This is a genomic window from Mesorhizobium sp. WSM4821 (genome assembly GCF_055901555.1).
Genome location: NZ_CM148371.1, coordinates 2,945,943 through 2,962,218, shown reverse-complemented (window position 1 = coordinate 2,962,218; position 16,276 = coordinate 2,945,943). Strand labels below are relative to the sequence as shown.

Genomic DNA, 16,276 nt, shown 5'->3' with positions numbered 1-16,276 from the left:
GCGGTTTTGCTACAACGAAATGGATAAGAAGCAATAACCTGAGGGGCGTCGCATGAATCCGTTCATCAGTCGCGACGCGCTTTGGCCAAGGCACCGGACTTGAAAACCGGCGCGGGCACGAGTTCACGGTGGTTCCAATCCTTCAAGCGGCCATCCGATCGTTCAGAAGGTCGCGAGATCGCATACACGTTCATGGAACGAAGATCAGAAATGCGAAGGCAAAAAAGACGACAAGGTGGACCAGACCGGTCAGGAACGTTGTTCTTTCGTTGCTAAAGCTGACACTGCTGATGAAAAGCGCCAAGACCAAAAGTACGGTGTCAGCCGCAGAGAGCCCCAGGGTCAGGCCCCTTCCCGTCAGCAGGCTGGCGGCTGCGACTGCCGGTATCGTCAAGCCAATCGTGGCGCAAGCCGAACCCATCGCGACATTCAAACCGCGCTGCAGCTCGTTGTTGAGTGCGGCACGAACCGCTGAAACGGATTCCGGCATCAAGACCAGACCCGCGATCAATGCTCCAACAATGGCATCGGCCTGGACCACTTGATAAGCAATGAGCGCATCTTCGATGCTTGCAGCGACTTGCTCGGCGAGCATGACAATGCCGATCAGACCGATTGCCAGCAGCAGAACGCTGGCGAGGATGCTCTCGCGAGGAGTTGCTCGGGTCGAAACGCCGTGTGCTTGCCCCTCGATGAAATCCTCCCGGTGCCGGACCGTCTGCGCGAACAGAAAACCCGTATAAAGCAACACTGACAGCACGCTCACAAAACCAAGTTGAGCCGCTGAAAACGTGCCAGGATCCGTAGCTCGCGTATAGGTCGGCAGAATAAGCGTCATAACGGTCAGCGCGATCAGGACCGCCAAATAGGCGCTGGTGCCTTGTCGAACGATTGCCTGCTTGCGATGACGCCAGCCACCAAGCGTGAGACACGTGCCGACAACGCCGGTGGACGCTATCATTACGGTCGAGAAGACGGACTCGCGTGCAAGCGTCGGGTTGTTCTCTCCATGCAGCATCATGGAAACGATGATTGACACTTCGATAGCCGTCACGGCAATGGTTAGCACCAACGTGCCGTACGGTTCCCCTACACGCCGGGCCACCGCTTCGGCGTGGTCGAGCACCACGAAAATGGTGGCGAACATGATAGCGCTCGAAAGCGCTCCGATAGGGATCCTGATGTTGAGGGAGTCTTGGTTTACCGAGAGCCCGCTGGCCCTGACCGCGACGGCCATAACCAGGGCGGCCAGCGGCATCGCGTAAGAAACCGCCGATCTTGCCAACACACTCATTGCAGCCTTTTACGCTTGTGCTCTTATGGAGAGTCTATTTGGAGCACATCTGGCGCGTTGCGACCACTCCCTATCCCTGCGCCCGCAGGCCTCGCCCGAGGCGCCCGATAGTCTCGAAACATAATGTCAACCGCGGCCCGGAAAGATCATGCCGCTGCGGTCCTATCCAGGCGTGTTCGCCTTGACGACCTTTTGGCATTCCGGCGTCAGCTCGCTCATGTGGTCGGACAGGCATTTGATGATGCGGCCGCCGCCCTGCTCCACGCCGCTGCAGAACTTCTTGTAATCTGCCTCGCAGGCCTCACGCTCGGACGCCGTCTGCGCCAGCGCCGCAGTGGCCGCCATCTGAGTTGCCAGGAAAAGCACACTTAACGCAATCCGCATGACAAACTCCCCTCAAATATGTAAATTAGCTCACTTTCATATGATGTGATATACATCGGGAAGTATCTAGCGGGGGAAAATGCTTTTCGTATCAGGTAGAATCGCGTCGGCGACAGGCCTGTTCGCCGCTACAATATTGTTGTGCGCATGCAGCGAGCAAAACGCATACGTACCGCCACCTCCGCCCAAGGTCGACGTGGCGAGTCCGTTGAAGCAGAGCGTCACTCCCTATCTTGAGGCCACTGGCAGCGCTGCGGCGGTAAACACGACACCGCTGGTTGCGCGCGTCTCGGGCTTCATCCAGGAAATCGACTACAAGGATGGCGACGAGGTGAAGGCCGGCGCCCGGCTATTCCTGATCGAGCCCGATACCTATCAGCTGGCGCTCGAGCAAGCCGAGGCCGGGCAGGGTTCGGCCGATGCTGCCGCCAAGCAGTCCGGCGCCGACCTGAAGCGGCAGCAGGAGCTGCTGTCCCAGAAAATCATCTCGCAATCAACGGCCGACCAGTCCTCAGCCGCGGCACAGGTAGACATCGCTAAGCAGAAGCAGAGTGCTGTCGACGTCAAGCAGGCCCAACTCAATCTGAGCTACACCGAGGTCAAGGCGCCGTTCGCGGGCATCGTCACCTCCCGCCAGGTGTCGATGGGGCAGCTGGTCGGCGCCGACGGTACCACCACGCTGGCGACCATCGTTCAACTCGCTCCCATCTACGTCAATTTCAGTATCTCCGAGCAGGATGTGCTGCGCATTCGCGCCGCCATGGCCAAGCGTGGGATAACCGCGCAGGATATCAAGAAAATACAGGTCGAGGTCGGCCTGCAGAGCGAGACGGGCTATCCCCATGCGGGAACGCTGGACTATGCGGCGCCAGAGGTTACGGCCGCCACCGGCACGCTGGCGACCCGCGCCGTACTGCCCAATGAAGACCGGGCATTGCTACCGGGCTATTTCGTGCGCGTGCGCGTGCCGCTGGGCGAAGAACCGGACATGCTGCTCGTTCCCGACCGGGCGATCGGCAGCGACCAGAAGGGCCGCTACGTGCTCGTCGCCGGAAGGGACGATGTTGTCGAGCAACGCCCGGTTGAGATCGGCCAACTGGTCGGAGCGTTGCGTGTGATCACCAAGGGCATCGCGGCGGATGACCGCGTCCTTGTCTCCGGCCTGCTGACGGCCGTGCCTGGCCAGAAGATCGAACCGCAAGAGAAAAAACTGGAAGCGGTCGCCACGGACGGCGCAGCGCAATGATCTCCAAATTCTTCATCGAGCGGCCGGTCCTGGCCAACACCATCGCCATCCTCATGGTCGTCATCGGCATCATCTCGCTCTTTGCCCTGCCGGTGGCGCAGTATCCCGACGTGGTGCCACCCACCGTTTCGGTGACGACACGCTATCCGGGCGCGAGTGCGCGCGCCGTGATCGACACGGTGGCGCTGCCGATCGAGCAGCAGGTCAACGGCGTCGAGGGCATGATCTACATGCAGTCCTATGCTGCATCGGACGGCACCTACAATCTCACCGTCACCTTCGCGATAGGCACCGATCTCGACCAGGCGCAAGTGCTTGTGCAGAACCGGGTGTCCTCTGCGCTCGCGGGGCTGCCGCAGGCGGTGCAGGTACAAGGTGTCACCGTTCAGAAGAAGTCGACCTCGATCCTCGAAATCGTCACGCTGACTTCGCCTGATAGCCAATATGACAGCCTTTATCTCGCCAACTACGCGACCATCCGGCTGAAGGATGAGCTCTCCCGAATGCCGGGGGTTGGCAATGTCAATGTGTTCGGCGCCGGCCAGTATTCCATGCGCGTCTGGCTCGATCCGGAGAAGATGCAGGCGCGCGGCCTCACCACGCAGGACGTCGTCCAGGCGCTGGGGCAGCAGAGCGAGCAGGTCACCGCAGGCCAGGTCGGCGCGCCGCCGGCGCCCGACGGCCAGTCCTTCCAATACACGATCGAAGTGTCCAGCCGCCTTGACGATCCCGACCAGTTCGGCGCCGTGATCGTCAAGACCGGCGGCAATGGCGATATGACGCGCGTGCGCGACGTCGGCCGGGTCGAGCTCGGCGCCCAGACCTATGGCCAATTCTTCAATCTCGACGGCCAGCCGGCGGCGGGCATGGCCGTTTTCCTGTCGCCGGGCGCCAACGCGCTCGATGTGGCCGGCAAGGTCGAGGCCAAGATGAAGGAACTGTCGCGCGAGTTCCCGAAAGGGCTGGTATACTCGATCCCCTTCAACACCACGATTTTCGTCAGCCAGGCGATCCACGAGGTCTACAAGACGCTGATCGAAGCCGCCGTCCTGGTGCTCATCGTCATCCTGCTCTTCCTGCAGGACTGGCGGGCGATGCTGGTGCCGGCAACGACCGTGCCGGTGACGATCATCGGGGCGTTCGCGGCGATGGCCGCGCTCGGCTTCTCGGTCAATTTGTCGACCCTGTTCGCCATTGTGCTTGCCATCGGCATCGTCGTCGACGACGCCATCGTCGTGGTTGAGGGAGCCGCCCACAATATGGAGCGCGGCATGTCGGGCCACGATGCGGCGATTGCCGCCATGAACGCGCTGTTCGGGCCGATCATCGGCATCACGCTGGTGCTGATGGCGGTGTTCCTACCGGCTGCGTTCCTGCCCGGCCTCACGGGGCAAATGTATGCGCAATTCGCCCTGGTGATTGCGGCAACCGCCATCATCAGCGCCATCAACGCGGCAACGCTCAAGCCGACGCAGTGCGCGACGTGGCTCAGGCGGCCGGTGCCGCGGGACCAGCGCAATTTCTTCTTTCGCGGCTTCAACGCGGTCTACCAGCGCATGGAGAACCGTTATGCCGGCCTGATCGGAGCCATGGTGCGTCACAGCACGGTGATGGGCATCATTGCGTTGCTGATCATCGGCGCGGCGGGCTACGGCATATCGCGCGTGGCCACCGGCTTCATTCCAATCGAGGACCAGGGCTATCTGCTCGCTTCGGTCCAGCTCCCCGATGGCGCCGCACTTGGCCGTACGCAAGAGACGCTGCAACAGGTCTCGAAACTCGCCAAGGCCACCCCGGGCGTCGATCAGGTCGTGACCATCGCGGGCATCTCGGCGCTCGACAACAATTCGACGCTCGCCAACGCCGGCGTCGCCTACATCATCCTCAAGGACTGGAGCCTGCGCGGCAAGGGTGAGGATCTTGCCTCGCTTTACGCAACGCTCAACAAAAACCTGTCCGACATGGGTGACGGAACCGTGCTGGTGTTGCCGCCGCCACCGATCCAGGGCATCGGCAACGCCGCCGGATTCACCATGCAGGTCGAGCTGCGCGATGGCAGTTTCGACCTCGCCAAGCTGCAAGGCGCGGTCGAGGCGGTGACCAGGACCGCCCAGACGCAGTCGGGCATCCAGCGCGTGGCGGCGCCGTTCCGCGCCAACGTTCCGCAATACACGGTCGAACTCGACCGTGAGAAGGTGCAGACACTGGGGCTGACCACGGACCAGGTCTTCCAGACGCTCGCCGGCTATCTCGGCTCGACTTATGTCAGCCAGTTCAACAAGTTCGGGCGGGTGTTCCAGATCTATGTGCAGGGCGATGCCCAATTCCGCGTTACACCCGAGAATATCGGCCGCCTGAGCGTGCGCAACCAGAACGGCGACATGATCCCGCTCGGCACGTTGCTGACGATCACGCCAAGCGTCGGGCCTTCGCTGATCAGCCTCTACAACCTCTATCCCTCGGCATCGATCATCGGCGTGCAGGCGCAGGGCTTCTCGTCGGGCGACGCGATCAAGCTGATGGAAGGGGTCGCGGCCGATACATTGCCCCCCGGCACCGGCTACGACTGGACGGCGCTGTCCTACCAGGAAAAGCTTGTCGGCAGCCAGATCTATCTGGTGTTCGGCCTGGCGCTGCTCCTGGTCTATCTGGTGCTGGCAGGCCAATACGAGAGCTGGCTGGCCCCGATCTCGATCTTGCTTGCCGCGCCGCTGTCGCTGGTGGGTCCGGTCCTGGTCCTCAACGGCCTCGGCATCGACAACAATCTCTACGTCCAGATCGGCCTGATCCTGCTGATCGCACTATCGGCCAAGAACGCCATCCTGATCGTCGAGGTGGCGCGCGAATTGCGCGCCGCCGGCAAACCGATCGTCGAAGCGGCGATCGAGGCTGCACGCGCTCGTTTCCGCCCGATCCTGATGACGTCCTTCGCCTTCATCCTCGGTGTCGCGCCGCTGGTGGTGGCCACAGGCGCCGGGGCCAGCGCGCGCAAGTCGATCGGCATCACGGTCTTTTCCGGCATGATCGCCTCGACCTGCCTCGCCGTGCTCTTCGTGCCTTCCTTCTTCGTCATCCTGCAACGGTTCGAGGAATGGCGCGCCGCGCGCAAGACCAAGCGCGAGGTCACGCTTGCCGGCTAAATCCGGCAAGACAATTCGAAGGGACTTCCCCCCTCAAGCCGTCTTCTGCGTCACCAGCCCAAGCTCGTCGACCATCGCCTCACGCATCAGGAATTTCTGCGGCTTGCCGGTCACCGTCATCGGCAATTCGGTGCGGAAACGGATGTGGCGTGGGATCTTGTAGTGGGCGATCTGGCCGGCGCAGAAGGCCTTGATCTCCTGTTCGGTGGCGACTTGGCCTGGCTTGAGCACGATCCAGGCGCAAAGCTCCTCGCCGTATTTCGGATCGGGAATGCCGAACACCTGCACTTCCCTGACCTTGGGATGGCGATAGAGGAATTCCTCGACCTCGCGCGGATAGACATTCTCGCCGCCGCGGATGACCATGTCCTTGACCCGGCCGACAATGTTGCAGTAGCCCTCGGCATCGATGGTGGCGAGGTCGCCAGTGTGCATCCAGCCGCCGCTGTCGATCGCCTCGCGGGTCTTTTCCTCGTCGTCCCAATAGCCCTTCATCACCGAATAGCCGCGCGTGCACAGCTCGCCCGGCGCGCCGACCGCAACGGTCGCGCCATCGGTATCGATCGCCTTGACCTCTACATGGGGATGGACGCGCCCGACCGTCGAGACGCGCTTTTCCAGCGGATCGTCGACGCTGCTCTGGAACGACACCGGACTGGTCTCGGTCATGCCATAGGCGATGGTCACCTCCGCCATGTGCATCAGCGACACCACCTTCTTCATCACCTCGATCGGGCACGGCGAGCCGGCCATGATGCCGGTGCGCAGGCTGGATAGATCGAAGGATTGGAAATCGGGATGGTCGAGCAGGCCGACGAACATGGTCGGCACGCCGTAGAGGCCGGTGCAGCGCTCTGCCGCCACCGCCTTCAGCGTGGCGCCGGCATCGAAGCCCTCGCCCGGGAAGACCATGGTGGCGCCCTTGGTGACGCAGCCGATCGTGCCCATCGACATGCCGAAGCAGTGATAGAGCGGCACCGGGATGCACAGCCGGTCGTCGACGCCGAGCCTGATCGCCGAGGTGACGAAATTGCCGTTGTTGACGATGTTGTTGTGGGTCAGCGTCGCGCCCTTGGGCGCGCCTGTCGTGCCTGAGGTGAACTGGATGTTGATGGCGTCGTCCGGCTTCAGCCCTTCGGAGATCCGGTCGAGGCTGTCATGCTCGTCGCGTCCGGCCATCGCCAGCACGTCGGCGAAATTGAACATGCCGGGCGAATTCTCCTCGCCCATGCGGATGACGATCTTCAGCGTCGGCAGCTTTTTCGCCTCGAGCTTGCCCGGAGTCGCCGTCACGATCTCGGGCGCCAGCGTCTCTATCATGCCGAGATAGTCGGAGGTCTTGAACCTGGCGGCCGTGACCAGCGCCTTGCAGCCGACCTTGTTCAGCGCATAGTCCAGCTCGGTCAGCCGGTAGGCCGGGTTGATGTTGACCAGAATCAGACCGATGCGCGCGGTGGCGAATTGCGTCACAAGCCATTCCCAGCGGTTGGGCGACCAGATGCCGACGCGATCGCCTTTTTCCAGACCCAGCGCCAGGAAGCCGGCGGCCAGCGCATCGACGGTGTCGTACAACTCGCTCCAGGTGAAACGCTTGTCCTGGTCGACGAAGACGGCGGCATCGAGCGTGCCGTATTTGCTGACGGTGTCCGAAAGCAGCGCCGGGATCGTCTGCTGCAGCAGCGGCACGGCGCGCTCGCCCGACACATGCGCCTTGCCGTCGACCGGCGCGACGAAGGTGCCGTCCTTACGCGGACCGCGCAGGTTGGTGGCGTTCTTCAACTCGTCGAGATTGATCGGCATCGCATTCTCCTCCGTGGACCGAGCCTATCAGCCCGGCAGGGTGGTGGAAATCCCGTCGATGGTAGTGGAGCTCGATCGCTCCCCCTCGAGGGGAGGGTGGACAGCCGCCGAAGGCGGATGGACGGGTGGGGTCGTTATAGCAGTGCTCGACGTGAGAAGACCCACCCGCCTCGCTTCGCGAGGCACCCTCCCTCAAGGGGGAGGGAGAGCGCTCATCTTCGCCGCGACGTCGCGCAGAAAAGCCTCGTCGGCGGCCGCGCGCGTCTTCCTCGACGCGACTAGACAAGCCTGCGAGCGCAGGATGACGCCGTCGGCCAGCACCTTCAGATGGTTGGCGCGTAGCGTCGAGCCTGACGTGGTGATGTCGACGATGACGTCGGCCAATCCCGCCGCCGGCGCGCCTTCGGTAGCGCCCAGGCTCTCGACGATGCGATAGACCTGGATACCGTGCTTTTGCGAAAAGAACTGCTGGGTCAGCCGCCAGTATTTGGTGGCGATCCTGAGCCGCCGGCCGTGGCGCTGACGGAAATCGGCGGCGACGTCGTCGAGGTCGGCCATCGTTTCGACATCAAGCCAGATGTCGGGCACCGCCACCACGACATCGGCATTGCCGAAACCGAGGCGGGCGACGATCTCCGCGCGCGCTTCCCAGTCGGCGAGGTTTTCGCGCAGCAGATCCTCGCCAGTGATGCCGAGATCGACCGAGCCCTGGCCGATCTCGCCGGCAATCTCCGACGCCGACAGGAACGCCACCTCGACGCTTTCCACGCCTTCGATGCGGGCGCGGTATTTGCGCTCGTCGCCGGGCAGGCTGACGGCAAGCCCGGCGCTCGCCAGCACCTGCAGCGCCTGCTCCTTGAGCCGGCCTTTCGACGGGATCGCCAGCGTGATCATCGTGCCTTCTCCCGCAACGCTTCGATGCGGTCGAGCCAGACGGAAAAGCCGACGCCGGGAATCGGTCTTTTCGCGCCGAGCAGCGTCAGCAGCCGGTCGTAGCGGCCGCCGCCGGCCAGCGGCCGGTCACTGTCTTGCGCAGCGATCTCGAAGACCAGGCCGGTGTAGTAATCGAGCGGGCGGCCGAAGGCGGCGTCATAGCGGATTTTTTCGACTGGCAGGCCATGCGCTTCGATCGCCTTGGCGCGCGCTGAAAAACTGTCCAGCGCCGCGCCCAGCGAAAGGCCGGCGTCGGACGCGAAGATTTCGAGCGCCTGTGCCGCACTGTTGAGCGGCACGTCGATCGCCAGAAAACCCTTTAGCGCCGAAAACGCTTCGTTCGACAGCCTGACGCTGCGAAGTTCGGCCTTCTCGATTAGACGCCGCGCGATGTCGGTCGGCGAGCGCCCGGTCGATGCCGATAAGCCTGCCTGCTCCATGCCGCCGGCGATATGGGTTGAAAGCCGTTCCAGATCGCCGTCGTGGACGAGGGCAGCGACCGGGCCGGGGAGCTGGCCGTTGCGCGGCGGGTTGGCGAGGTCGGCAAGCGCCGCCTCCAGCATCGTCGCCGAACCGAAGGCACGGGCCAGCCGCATGCGCCAACCGCGCGGCAGGCCGAGCGCGGCCAGCACCGCCTCGAATATGGTCTGATCGCCGAGCGTGACTGTCAAAGCCTGGCCCGGCAGCACCAGCGAAAGCAGCGCATGCGCATCGGCCAGCGAACGGGCGTCGGCTTGTGCTATGTCGCCGTCGCCGAGATCCTCGATGCCGGCCTGGAAGAACTCGTTGCCGCCCTCGCGGCGCTGGCGAAACACTTCGCCGAGATAGGAATAGCGGCGCGGCGTGCCGGCCTGGCTGGCGATGTGGTCGAGGCAGACCGGAATGGTGAATTCAGGCCGCAGGCAAAGGGTGACGCCGGTCGCGCTTTCGGTGAGAAAGATGCGACGGCGCAGATCTTCTCCCGCCATATTGAGGAACGGGTCGGCCGGCTGCAGCACGGCCACCTCGACAGCGTGTGTGCCGCGCGCGGCGAACAGCTTGGCGATGTCTGATGCGATGGCGGGATAGCGGGAGGTCACGAGGCGCCACCTTGCCTTCTCGCCTTGTGGGAGAAGGTTGATTGGCGCGCAACGCCAAGACGGATGGCTGGAAGAAATGAGGCATTGGCGTTCCCTGGAACACCCCTCACCCGACCGCGCTTCGCGAGGCCACCTTCTCCCACAAGGGGAGAAGGGAGAGCCAGCGCTCCACGGCGCCCCCCTCTGTCCTGCCGGACAGTCCGGCACGACAGAGGGGGGCGCGAAAGAACGCGGCCTCTATTTGCCACGTGCTCTCTCCTCCGCTTGCGCCGCCAGTATCTTCCTCACCTCGCTAACCAGCTCGCTCTCCGCCACCGTCACCTGCGCCGGTCGCGCGGCGCGCCATTCGGCGTTGTCGGTAATCTCCGCCGACATGCGGGCGCCCTCGATCAAATCCTTGATCTGCACCTCGCCCTTGGCCCGCTCGTCGCCGCCCTGGATGATGGCGACCGGGCTGCCGCGGCGGTCGGCATATTTGAGCTGCGCCTTCATGCCGGCGCCGCCGAGATACATTTCGGAGCGGATGCCGGCGGCGCGCAGCTCGGCCACCATCTTCTGGTAGCGGCCGAGGCTTTCGGTGTCCTTGTCCATGGTGAGCACGACGACCGGCGCGATGACATCGGACGTGTCGAGCTTGCCAAGGTTCTTCAGCGCGGTCATCAGCCTGGAGACTCCAATGGAAAAGCCGGTCGCCGGCACCGGCTCGCCGCGAAAGCGCGAGACGAGGCCGTCATAGCGCCCGCCGCCGCCGACCGAGCCGAAACGGACGATTTTTCCCTCTTCGTTGGGAATTTCGGCCAGAAGTTCAGCTTCGTAGACCGGGCCGGTGTAGTATTCGAGGCCACGGACGACCGAGGGGTCGATCATAATTCGATCCATCCCATAGGCGGCACTTCGTACCAGGCCCCGTATTTCCTCAAGCTGCTGGTGCCCTTCGACACAAAGCTCAGAATTGTAGAAAGTGCTACCCGCCTTCAAAACGAAATAGCTCTGATCGACTTCGTTGTTAAACAAATCACCCGCGCCGGCTGCTTTCCGCATGGCATCGGCTGATTTATTCGCCTGCTCAATAAACTCCATGAGCTCATCGACTTGAGCACTACCAAGCCCTGCGCCCTTGGTGAAATCACCGCTCTCGTCTTTGCGCCCTGCCCCGAGAAGCAGACGCACGCCTTCGACACCCAACTTGTCCAGCTTGTCAATTGCCCTCAGCACCGTCAGCCTTGGCCCGGCGTTCTCATCACCGCCAAGCCCGATCGCCTCCAGCACGCCGTCCAGCACCTTGCGGTTGTTGACCCGAATGACGTAGTCGCCGCGCTTGATGCCGAGCGCCTCCATGACGTCGGCCATCATCATCGCCATCTCGGCGTCCGCCGCGACACCCGGCGTGCCGACCGTGTCGGCGTCGAACTGCATGAACTGGCGGAAGCGGCCGGGGCCGGGCTTCTCGTTGCGGAACACCCAGCCGGAGCGGTAGCTGCGATAGGGTTTCGGCAGGCGCTCAAAGTTCTCGGCGACGAAGCGGGCCATCGGCGCGGTCAGATCGTAGCGCAGCGACAGCCATTGGTCGTCATCGTCCTGGAACGAGAACACGCCTTCGTTCGGCCGATCCTGGTCGGGCAGGAACTTGCCCAGTGCATCGGTGTATTCGATCATCGGCTGGTCGACAGGCTCGAAGCCGTAAAGCTCGTAGACTGAACGGATCGTCGCCATCATCTTCTCGACGGCGCGGATGTCGTCGGCGCCGCGGTCGACAAACCCGCGCGGCAGCCGCGCTTTCATTTTTTCCGATTTGTCGGCCATGGGGTGGGTACTTTTCGCTAAGTAAAACTGACTTATTTCGAGTGGGCGTGTCCTAACCGAACCTGTCCGGACCGGCAAGGGTTTGCACCTTTCCTGAAACAAACCACGCGATAAACGAAACAATTCCGCCATAAGCGCGGCATCGTGCCGACACAATCGCAGCCGATAAAGCGCGCCGAAACAAGGGGTTCGGGCCATGACCACGGCGCGGAAATTCGACATTATCGACAGCGGCGCCCGCGAGCTGCCCCGGTTGCGGCCGGCCGATGGCCATGCGCCGAGCACGGCGAGCCAACCGGCGGGACCATTCGAGGTCGCCACGGACGGGCATCCAGGACCGACCATGCGCGACGCGCTGGTGATCAGCCTGCTGGTGATCTATCCGGCCTTCGCCACGTTGGCGGCGATCATCGCCGGACTTTTTCTGGCCGGCGCCGGCGGCGCTTGAGCTATTTCGGCCGCTTGAACGCCTTCCGCTCCTTCTCCACCTGCTCGCGGCAGACGCAGCCCTCGAGGTGGTCGTTGACCAGTCCCATGGCCTGCATGAAGGCGTAGACGGTGGTCGGGCCGACGAAGCTCCAGCCGCGCTTTTTCAGCTTCTTCGAAATCCGCACGGAGACCGCCGTGGTCGGGTTGGCGCGCAGATGGGCGAGATCGACGATTTCGGGCCGTTCGTCCGGGCCGGGTTCGAACTTCCAGAACCAGGCAGCCAGCGAGCCGACCTCGTCGGCCAGTTCACGCGCCCGCTTGGCGTTATTGATGGTCGAGACGATCTTGCCGCGGTGGCGGATGATGCCGGCATTGCCAAGCAGACGCTCGACATCCGCGTCGGTGAAGGCGGTGATCCTGTCGATATCGAAGCCGGCGAAGGCCTCGCGGAAATTCTCGCGCTTGCGCAATATGGTCAGCCAGGACAGGCCCGACTGAAAGCCTTCGAGACAGATCTTTTCGAACAGCCTGCGGTCGTCGGCGACCGGCCGGCCCCATTCGTGATCATGGTAGTGCAGATAGTCCGGCAGATTGCCGTGCCAGAAGCAGCGCGCGATACCGTCGGGACCGGCGAGCAGTCCTGTTTTTTCATGCATGGCGAAATTCCATTCGTTAAGGCGCTTTCTGTACCGCTTTACCCCGACTTTACCAGATTCCTGAACCGGCCGGTAACCACACCAAGAGGTTTACTGACAAAGCAGCATTTTAGGCATTCCGATTCACGTTTCGGTTGCCGCTCCGCACCCAATGTCCCGGAAACCGGGGACGCCTTTCGCCCCGGCATGTTCGACGATCAAGGTGCGTTCCGATGAAGAGATTTTTGTTCCCGCTGCTCGGCGCCGCGGCCGTACTGGCCGCTGCCGCTACATCCTCCAGCGCCAACGACCGTTATGCCGACCGGCCGCCGGTGGTGGTGAGCCCCGACCTTTCGGCGCCCTGGGTGCTGCAGCTTGGCCACGCGCCGGGCATCGTCCGGCAGAACCGACAAGACTTGAAAAAGCCGCAGCGGCGTTATCAGCGGCAGGCGCGGCCCGATCAATTGCGCACGGCGGCGGTGCAGGCGCCGGCCAAGCGCATGGTCGCGCGTCCGCAGATCGATCCGATCTACCTGCCGCAGGAAGTTGCCTATGACGGCCCGCACAAACCGGGCACGATCGTCATCGATACCAGGGAGAATTTTCTCTATCTGGTCGAGAAGAACGGCAAGGCGCGGCGCTATGGCGTCGGCACCGGCAAGCCGGGCTTCGAATGGGCCGGCAAGCACAAGATCACGCAGAAGAAGATCTGGCCCGAATGGCGGCCGCCGGCGGAGATGATCTCGCGCGAGGCCGCCAAAGGCCGCTATCTGCCGACTTATGTCGCCGGCGGCGTCGAGAACCCGCTCGGCGCGCGCGCGCTTTATCTCGGCTCGACGCTCTACCGCATCCACGGCACCAACCAGCCCTGGACGATCGGCGGCGCCGTGTCGTCGGGCTGCATCCGCATGCGCAACGAGGATGTGGTGGATCTCTATGAACGGGTCAATGTTGGCACGACGGTCGTGGTGATATAGTTGCCGTCACGAATCATCTCGGCTAGAAGACATTAGCTTTGGCTTTTTGAGGCCAGCCGAAAGAACAACGGGGGACGGGCCGTGTGGGGATGCGGCCAGTCACGAAAGGGTAGCGCGGCAAACCCGTGCTGCCCTTTTTGTTTCTGGTGACATAGGGTTGGCGGGTCGCAGGCTCGCCGGCATGTCGCGCGACAGGCATAGCGGTTCGCTTTCTCGCTGCCCTTCTTCGTCTTCTTTTGCTATGTCGGCGGCAACGCTTCCAGACAGAAGGTTCATCCATGTCCCTGTCCGATGACAGCCGCTATCTCCGGGGCGGTCCGGTTGCCCAGCGCATCATCGCCTCGGTGCGCGAGGATGCAGCGATCGCTACGGCCGAAGGTTTTCCACCCAAACTGGTGTCGATCACCGTCGGCGACACCGCTGCGGTCGACGTCTATGTGCGCAACCAACGCGCCAAGGCGGACCTTGCCGGCATCGGCTTCGAGGAGAGGCGGTTTGGCGCCGACATCACCGCCGGCGAACTCGAAGCGGCGATCCATGGCCTGAATGCCGACCCGCGCGTCACCGGCATCATCATCCAGCGGCCGGTACCGGTGCATATCCCCATCAGGATGCTTCAGGCGGCGGTGCATCCGCTGAAGGATGTCGAGGGCATGCATCCGGCCTCGATCGGCAACATCGTCTACAACCAGCTCGACCTTGCACCCTGCACGGCGGCCGCCTCGGTCGAACTGCTCAGGGAAACCGGGCTCGACCTCAAGGGGCTGGAGGTTGTCATCGTCGGCCACTCCGAGATCGTCGGCAAGCCGATCGCCTTCCTGCTGATGAGCGAGGGCGCGACGGTGACGGTCTGCCACCACATGACGCGCTCGGTGGCGGCGCACGCGCGGCGCGCCGATGCGCTGTTGGTCGCGGTCGGCAAGCCGCGGCTGATCAAGGCCGACATGGTCAAGCCGGGTGCCGCCGTCATCGACATCGGCATCAATGCCGAGATCGGACCGGACGGGGAGAGCCGTATCGTCGGCGACGTCGATACCGAGAGCGTCAGGCATGTCGCGTCGTGGATCACTCCGGTGCCGGGCGGCGTCGGCCCCATCACCGTGGCGATCCTGCTGCGCAACACGATGGTGGCGCTCAGCCGCCAGCGCGCGCTCTATCAGGCGACCTACGGCGTGGCGGACAAGCTCGCGGCGGAGTGAAAGCCGCCGGGAGCCACGTCACTCCGCCGCCACGGCCGCTCTATTGTCCGAAACGCCTTCCGGCTTTGGCCCGCCATAGGCCCAGTCGAGCAGTTTTATCGTATGCACCACCGGCAGCTTCGCGGCTGAAGCGATCTGGGTGATGCAGCCGATGTTGCCGGTGGCGACGATTTCGGCGCCCGTCGCCTCGATATTCCTGACCTTGCGGTCGCGCAGCCGGGCCGAAATCTCGGATTGCAGGATGTTGTAGGTGCCGGCCGAGCCGCAGCACAGATGCCCCTCGCGCGGCTCGCGCACGATGAAGCCGGCCTTGGCGAGAAGTTCCTTGGGCTGGCGGGTGATCTTCTGGCCGTGCTGCATCGAGCAGGCGGATTGATAGGCGACGATGGTGCCTGGCTTGCGCACCGGCTCGGGCAGGTCGAGGCTTGCCAGATATTCGGTGATGTCCTTGGCCAGCGCCGAGACGCGCGCGGCTTTGTCGGCATAGGCCGGATCGAGGCGCAGCATGAAACCGTAGTCCTTGATGGTGGTGCCGCAGCCGGACGCGGTGATGACGATGGCGTCCAGTCCGCCCTGGTCGATGGCCCGCGTCCAGGCGTCGACATTGCGCCGCGCCGAGGCAAGAGCTGCCTCCTCGCGGCCCATGTGATGAACCAGCGCGCCGCAGCAGCCCTCGCCCTCGGGCACCGCGACCTCAACGCCGAGCCGCGTCAGCAGCGCGATCGTCGTGTCGTTTATGGCGGGATCGAGCACGGATTGCGCGCAGCCGGTGAGGATGGCGACGCGGCCTTTTCTCGTGCCCTGCCCAGCATGGATGCCCGGCGACGCCATTGGCGAGGCGGCGGGAACCGACGCCGGGGCGAGCTTGAGCATCGCGCCCAGCGGCTTCAGCGCCGGGACCTTTTCGAACAGGCCGGCGAATGGCTGGCCGAGCCTCGCCAGCTTGAGCGCTGCGCGAAAACGCGAGGGGTAAGGCAGGACGAAGGCCAGCATGGCGCGCGTCAGGCGATCGGGCAGCGGGCGCTTGTAGGTCTCCTCGATATGGGCGCGGGCATGGTCGACCAGATGCATGTAGTTGACGCCCGACGGGCAGGTGGTCATGCAGGCGAGGCAGGACAGGCAGCGGTCGATATGGGTGACGATCTCCTTGTCGGCCGGACGGCCGTTCTCCAGCATGTCCTTGATCAGGTAGATCCGCCCACGCGGCGAATCCAGCTCGTTGCCGAGCGTCACATAGGTCGGGCAGGTGGCCGTGCAGAAGCCGCAATGCACGCATTTGCGCAGGATCTTTTCCGATTCCGCGACATGCGGATCGGCAAGCTGGGCAAGCGAGAAATTTGTCTGCACCAAAGGAATC

Annotated in this window: 13 protein-coding genes; 5 read left to right on the top strand and 8 right to left on the bottom strand. The window is 63.5% G+C overall.

Annotated features, from left to right (window positions below; genetic code table 11):
- Window positions 1-190: 190 nt before the first annotated feature.
- Together AC0NID_RS14320 and AC0NID_RS14315 are read right to left on the bottom strand one after the other, a co-directional pair.
- Complete coding sequence (locus AC0NID_RS14320; protein ID WP_473454596.1) at window positions 191-1,294, bottom strand: calcium:cation antiporter; 1,104 nt, start codon at window positions 1,292-1,294, stop codon at window positions 191-193.
- A gap of 162 nt (window positions 1,295-1,456) precedes the next feature.
- Window positions 1,457-1,678 (bottom strand): cysteine rich repeat-containing protein, encoded by a 222-nt coding sequence (locus AC0NID_RS14315; protein ID WP_473454595.1) that lies wholly within the window; start codon window positions 1,676-1,678, stop codon window positions 1,457-1,459.
- Between the two features lie 79 nt (window positions 1,679-1,757).
- On the opposite strand from AC0NID_RS14315, the gene AC0NID_RS14310 reads away from it, so the two are divergent.
- Both AC0NID_RS14310 and AC0NID_RS14305 read left to right on the top strand, forming a co-directional pair.
- The gene (locus AC0NID_RS14310; protein WP_473454594.1) at window positions 1,758-2,924 is read left to right on the top strand and encodes an efflux RND transporter periplasmic adaptor subunit; all 1,167 of its coding nucleotides are present in this window, start codon (window positions 1,758-1,760) and stop codon (window positions 2,922-2,924) included.
- Complete coding sequence (locus AC0NID_RS14305) at window positions 2,921-6,064, top strand: efflux RND transporter permease subunit (RefSeq protein WP_473454593.1); 3,144 nt, start codon at window positions 2,921-2,923, stop codon at window positions 6,062-6,064. Before AC0NID_RS14310 ends, AC0NID_RS14305 begins: the two co-directional genes overlap by 4 nt.
- A gap of 33 nt (window positions 6,065-6,097) precedes the next feature.
- Here AC0NID_RS14305 and AC0NID_RS14300 read toward each other — a convergent pair whose 3' ends face one another.
- The 4 genes from AC0NID_RS14300 to hisS form a co-directional block, all read right to left on the bottom strand.
- A complete protein-coding gene (locus AC0NID_RS14300; RefSeq protein WP_473454592.1) occupies window positions 6,098-7,864 on the bottom strand; it encodes an AMP-binding protein in 1,767 nt (588 codons plus the stop codon).
- A 192-nt stretch (window positions 7,865-8,056) separates the two neighbouring features.
- Window positions 8,057-8,758 (bottom strand): ATP phosphoribosyltransferase, encoded by a 702-nt coding sequence (gene hisG, locus AC0NID_RS14295; RefSeq protein WP_473454591.1) that lies wholly within the window; start codon window positions 8,756-8,758, stop codon window positions 8,057-8,059.
- Window positions 8,755-9,876: an ATP phosphoribosyltransferase regulatory subunit gene (locus AC0NID_RS14290; RefSeq protein WP_473454590.1), complete on the bottom strand. Its 1,122-nt coding sequence runs from the start codon at window positions 9,874-9,876 to the stop codon at window positions 8,755-8,757. The genes hisG and AC0NID_RS14290 overlap by 4 nt, the downstream gene beginning before the upstream one ends.
- 237 nt (window positions 9,877-10,113) lie before the next feature.
- Entirely contained in the window at window positions 10,114-11,679 is a 1,566-nt protein-coding gene (gene hisS, locus AC0NID_RS14285) for a histidine--tRNA ligase (RefSeq protein ID WP_473454589.1), read from the bottom strand.
- 196 nt (window positions 11,680-11,875) lie between these two features.
- On the opposite strand from hisS, the gene AC0NID_RS14280 reads away from it, so the two are divergent.
- Window positions 11,876-12,127, top strand: coding sequence for a hypothetical protein (locus tag AC0NID_RS14280; protein WP_473454588.1), 252 nt, complete (start codon window positions 11,876-11,878; stop codon window positions 12,125-12,127).
- Window position 12,128: 1 nt separating this feature from the next.
- Here AC0NID_RS14280 and AC0NID_RS14275 read toward each other — a convergent pair whose 3' ends face one another.
- Entirely contained in the window at window positions 12,129-12,764 is a 636-nt protein-coding gene (locus tag AC0NID_RS14275) for a DNA-3-methyladenine glycosylase I (protein ID WP_473454587.1), read from the bottom strand.
- Between the two features lie 212 nt (window positions 12,765-12,976).
- On the opposite strand from AC0NID_RS14275, the gene AC0NID_RS14270 reads away from it, so the two are divergent.
- Entirely contained in the window at window positions 12,977-13,720 is a 744-nt protein-coding gene (locus AC0NID_RS14270) for a L,D-transpeptidase (RefSeq protein ID WP_473454586.1), read from the top strand.
- 278 nt (window positions 13,721-13,998) lie between these two features.
- The gene (locus tag AC0NID_RS14265; RefSeq protein ID WP_473454585.1) at window positions 13,999-14,919 is read left to right on the top strand and encodes a bifunctional 5,10-methylenetetrahydrofolate dehydrogenase/5,10-methenyltetrahydrofolate cyclohydrolase; all 921 of its coding nucleotides are present in this window, start codon (window positions 13,999-14,001) and stop codon (window positions 14,917-14,919) included.
- Window positions 14,920-14,937: 18 nt separating this feature from the next.
- Here the strand turns inward: AC0NID_RS14265 and glcF are convergent, their stop codons facing one another.
- Window positions 14,938-16,266, bottom strand: a complete 1,329-nt coding sequence (glcF, locus tag AC0NID_RS14260; protein ID WP_473454584.1) for a glycolate oxidase subunit GlcF — start codon at window positions 16,264-16,266, stop codon at window positions 14,938-14,940.
- Window positions 16,267-16,276 lie beyond the last annotated feature (10 nt).

Excerpts from the sequence above, each read along its gene's own strand:
- AC0NID_RS14320 (WP_473454596.1), bottom strand. The coding sequence starts at position 1,294 with ATGAGTGTGTTGGCAAGATCGGCGGTTTCTTACGCGATGCCGCTGGCC.
- AC0NID_RS14315 (WP_473454595.1), bottom strand. The coding sequence starts at position 1,678 with ATGCGGATTGCGTTAAGTGTGCTTTTCCTGGCAACTCAGATGGCGGCC.
- AC0NID_RS14310 (WP_473454594.1), top strand. The coding sequence starts at position 1,758 with ATGCTTTTCGTATCAGGTAGAATCGCGTCGGCGACAGGCCTGTTCGCC.
- AC0NID_RS14305 (WP_473454593.1), top strand. The coding sequence starts at position 2,921 with ATGATCTCCAAATTCTTCATCGAGCGGCCGGTCCTGGCCAACACCATC.
- AC0NID_RS14300 (WP_473454592.1), bottom strand. The coding sequence starts at position 7,864 with ATGCCGATCAATCTCGACGAGTTGAAGAACGCCACCAACCTGCGCGGT.
- hisG (WP_473454591.1), bottom strand. The coding sequence starts at position 8,758 with ATGATCACGCTGGCGATCCCGTCGAAAGGCCGGCTCAAGGAGCAGGCG.
- hisS (WP_473454589.1), bottom strand. The coding sequence starts at position 11,679 with ATGGCCGACAAATCGGAAAAAATGAAAGCGCGGCTGCCGCGCGGGTTT.
- AC0NID_RS14280 (WP_473454588.1), top strand. The coding sequence starts at position 11,876 with ATGACCACGGCGCGGAAATTCGACATTATCGACAGCGGCGCCCGCGAG.
- AC0NID_RS14275 (WP_473454587.1), bottom strand. The coding sequence starts at position 12,764 with ATGCATGAAAAAACAGGACTGCTCGCCGGTCCCGACGGTATCGCGCGC.
- AC0NID_RS14270 (WP_473454586.1), top strand. The coding sequence starts at position 12,977 with ATGAAGAGATTTTTGTTCCCGCTGCTCGGCGCCGCGGCCGTACTGGCC.
- AC0NID_RS14265 (WP_473454585.1), top strand. The coding sequence starts at position 13,999 with ATGTCCCTGTCCGATGACAGCCGCTATCTCCGGGGCGGTCCGGTTGCC.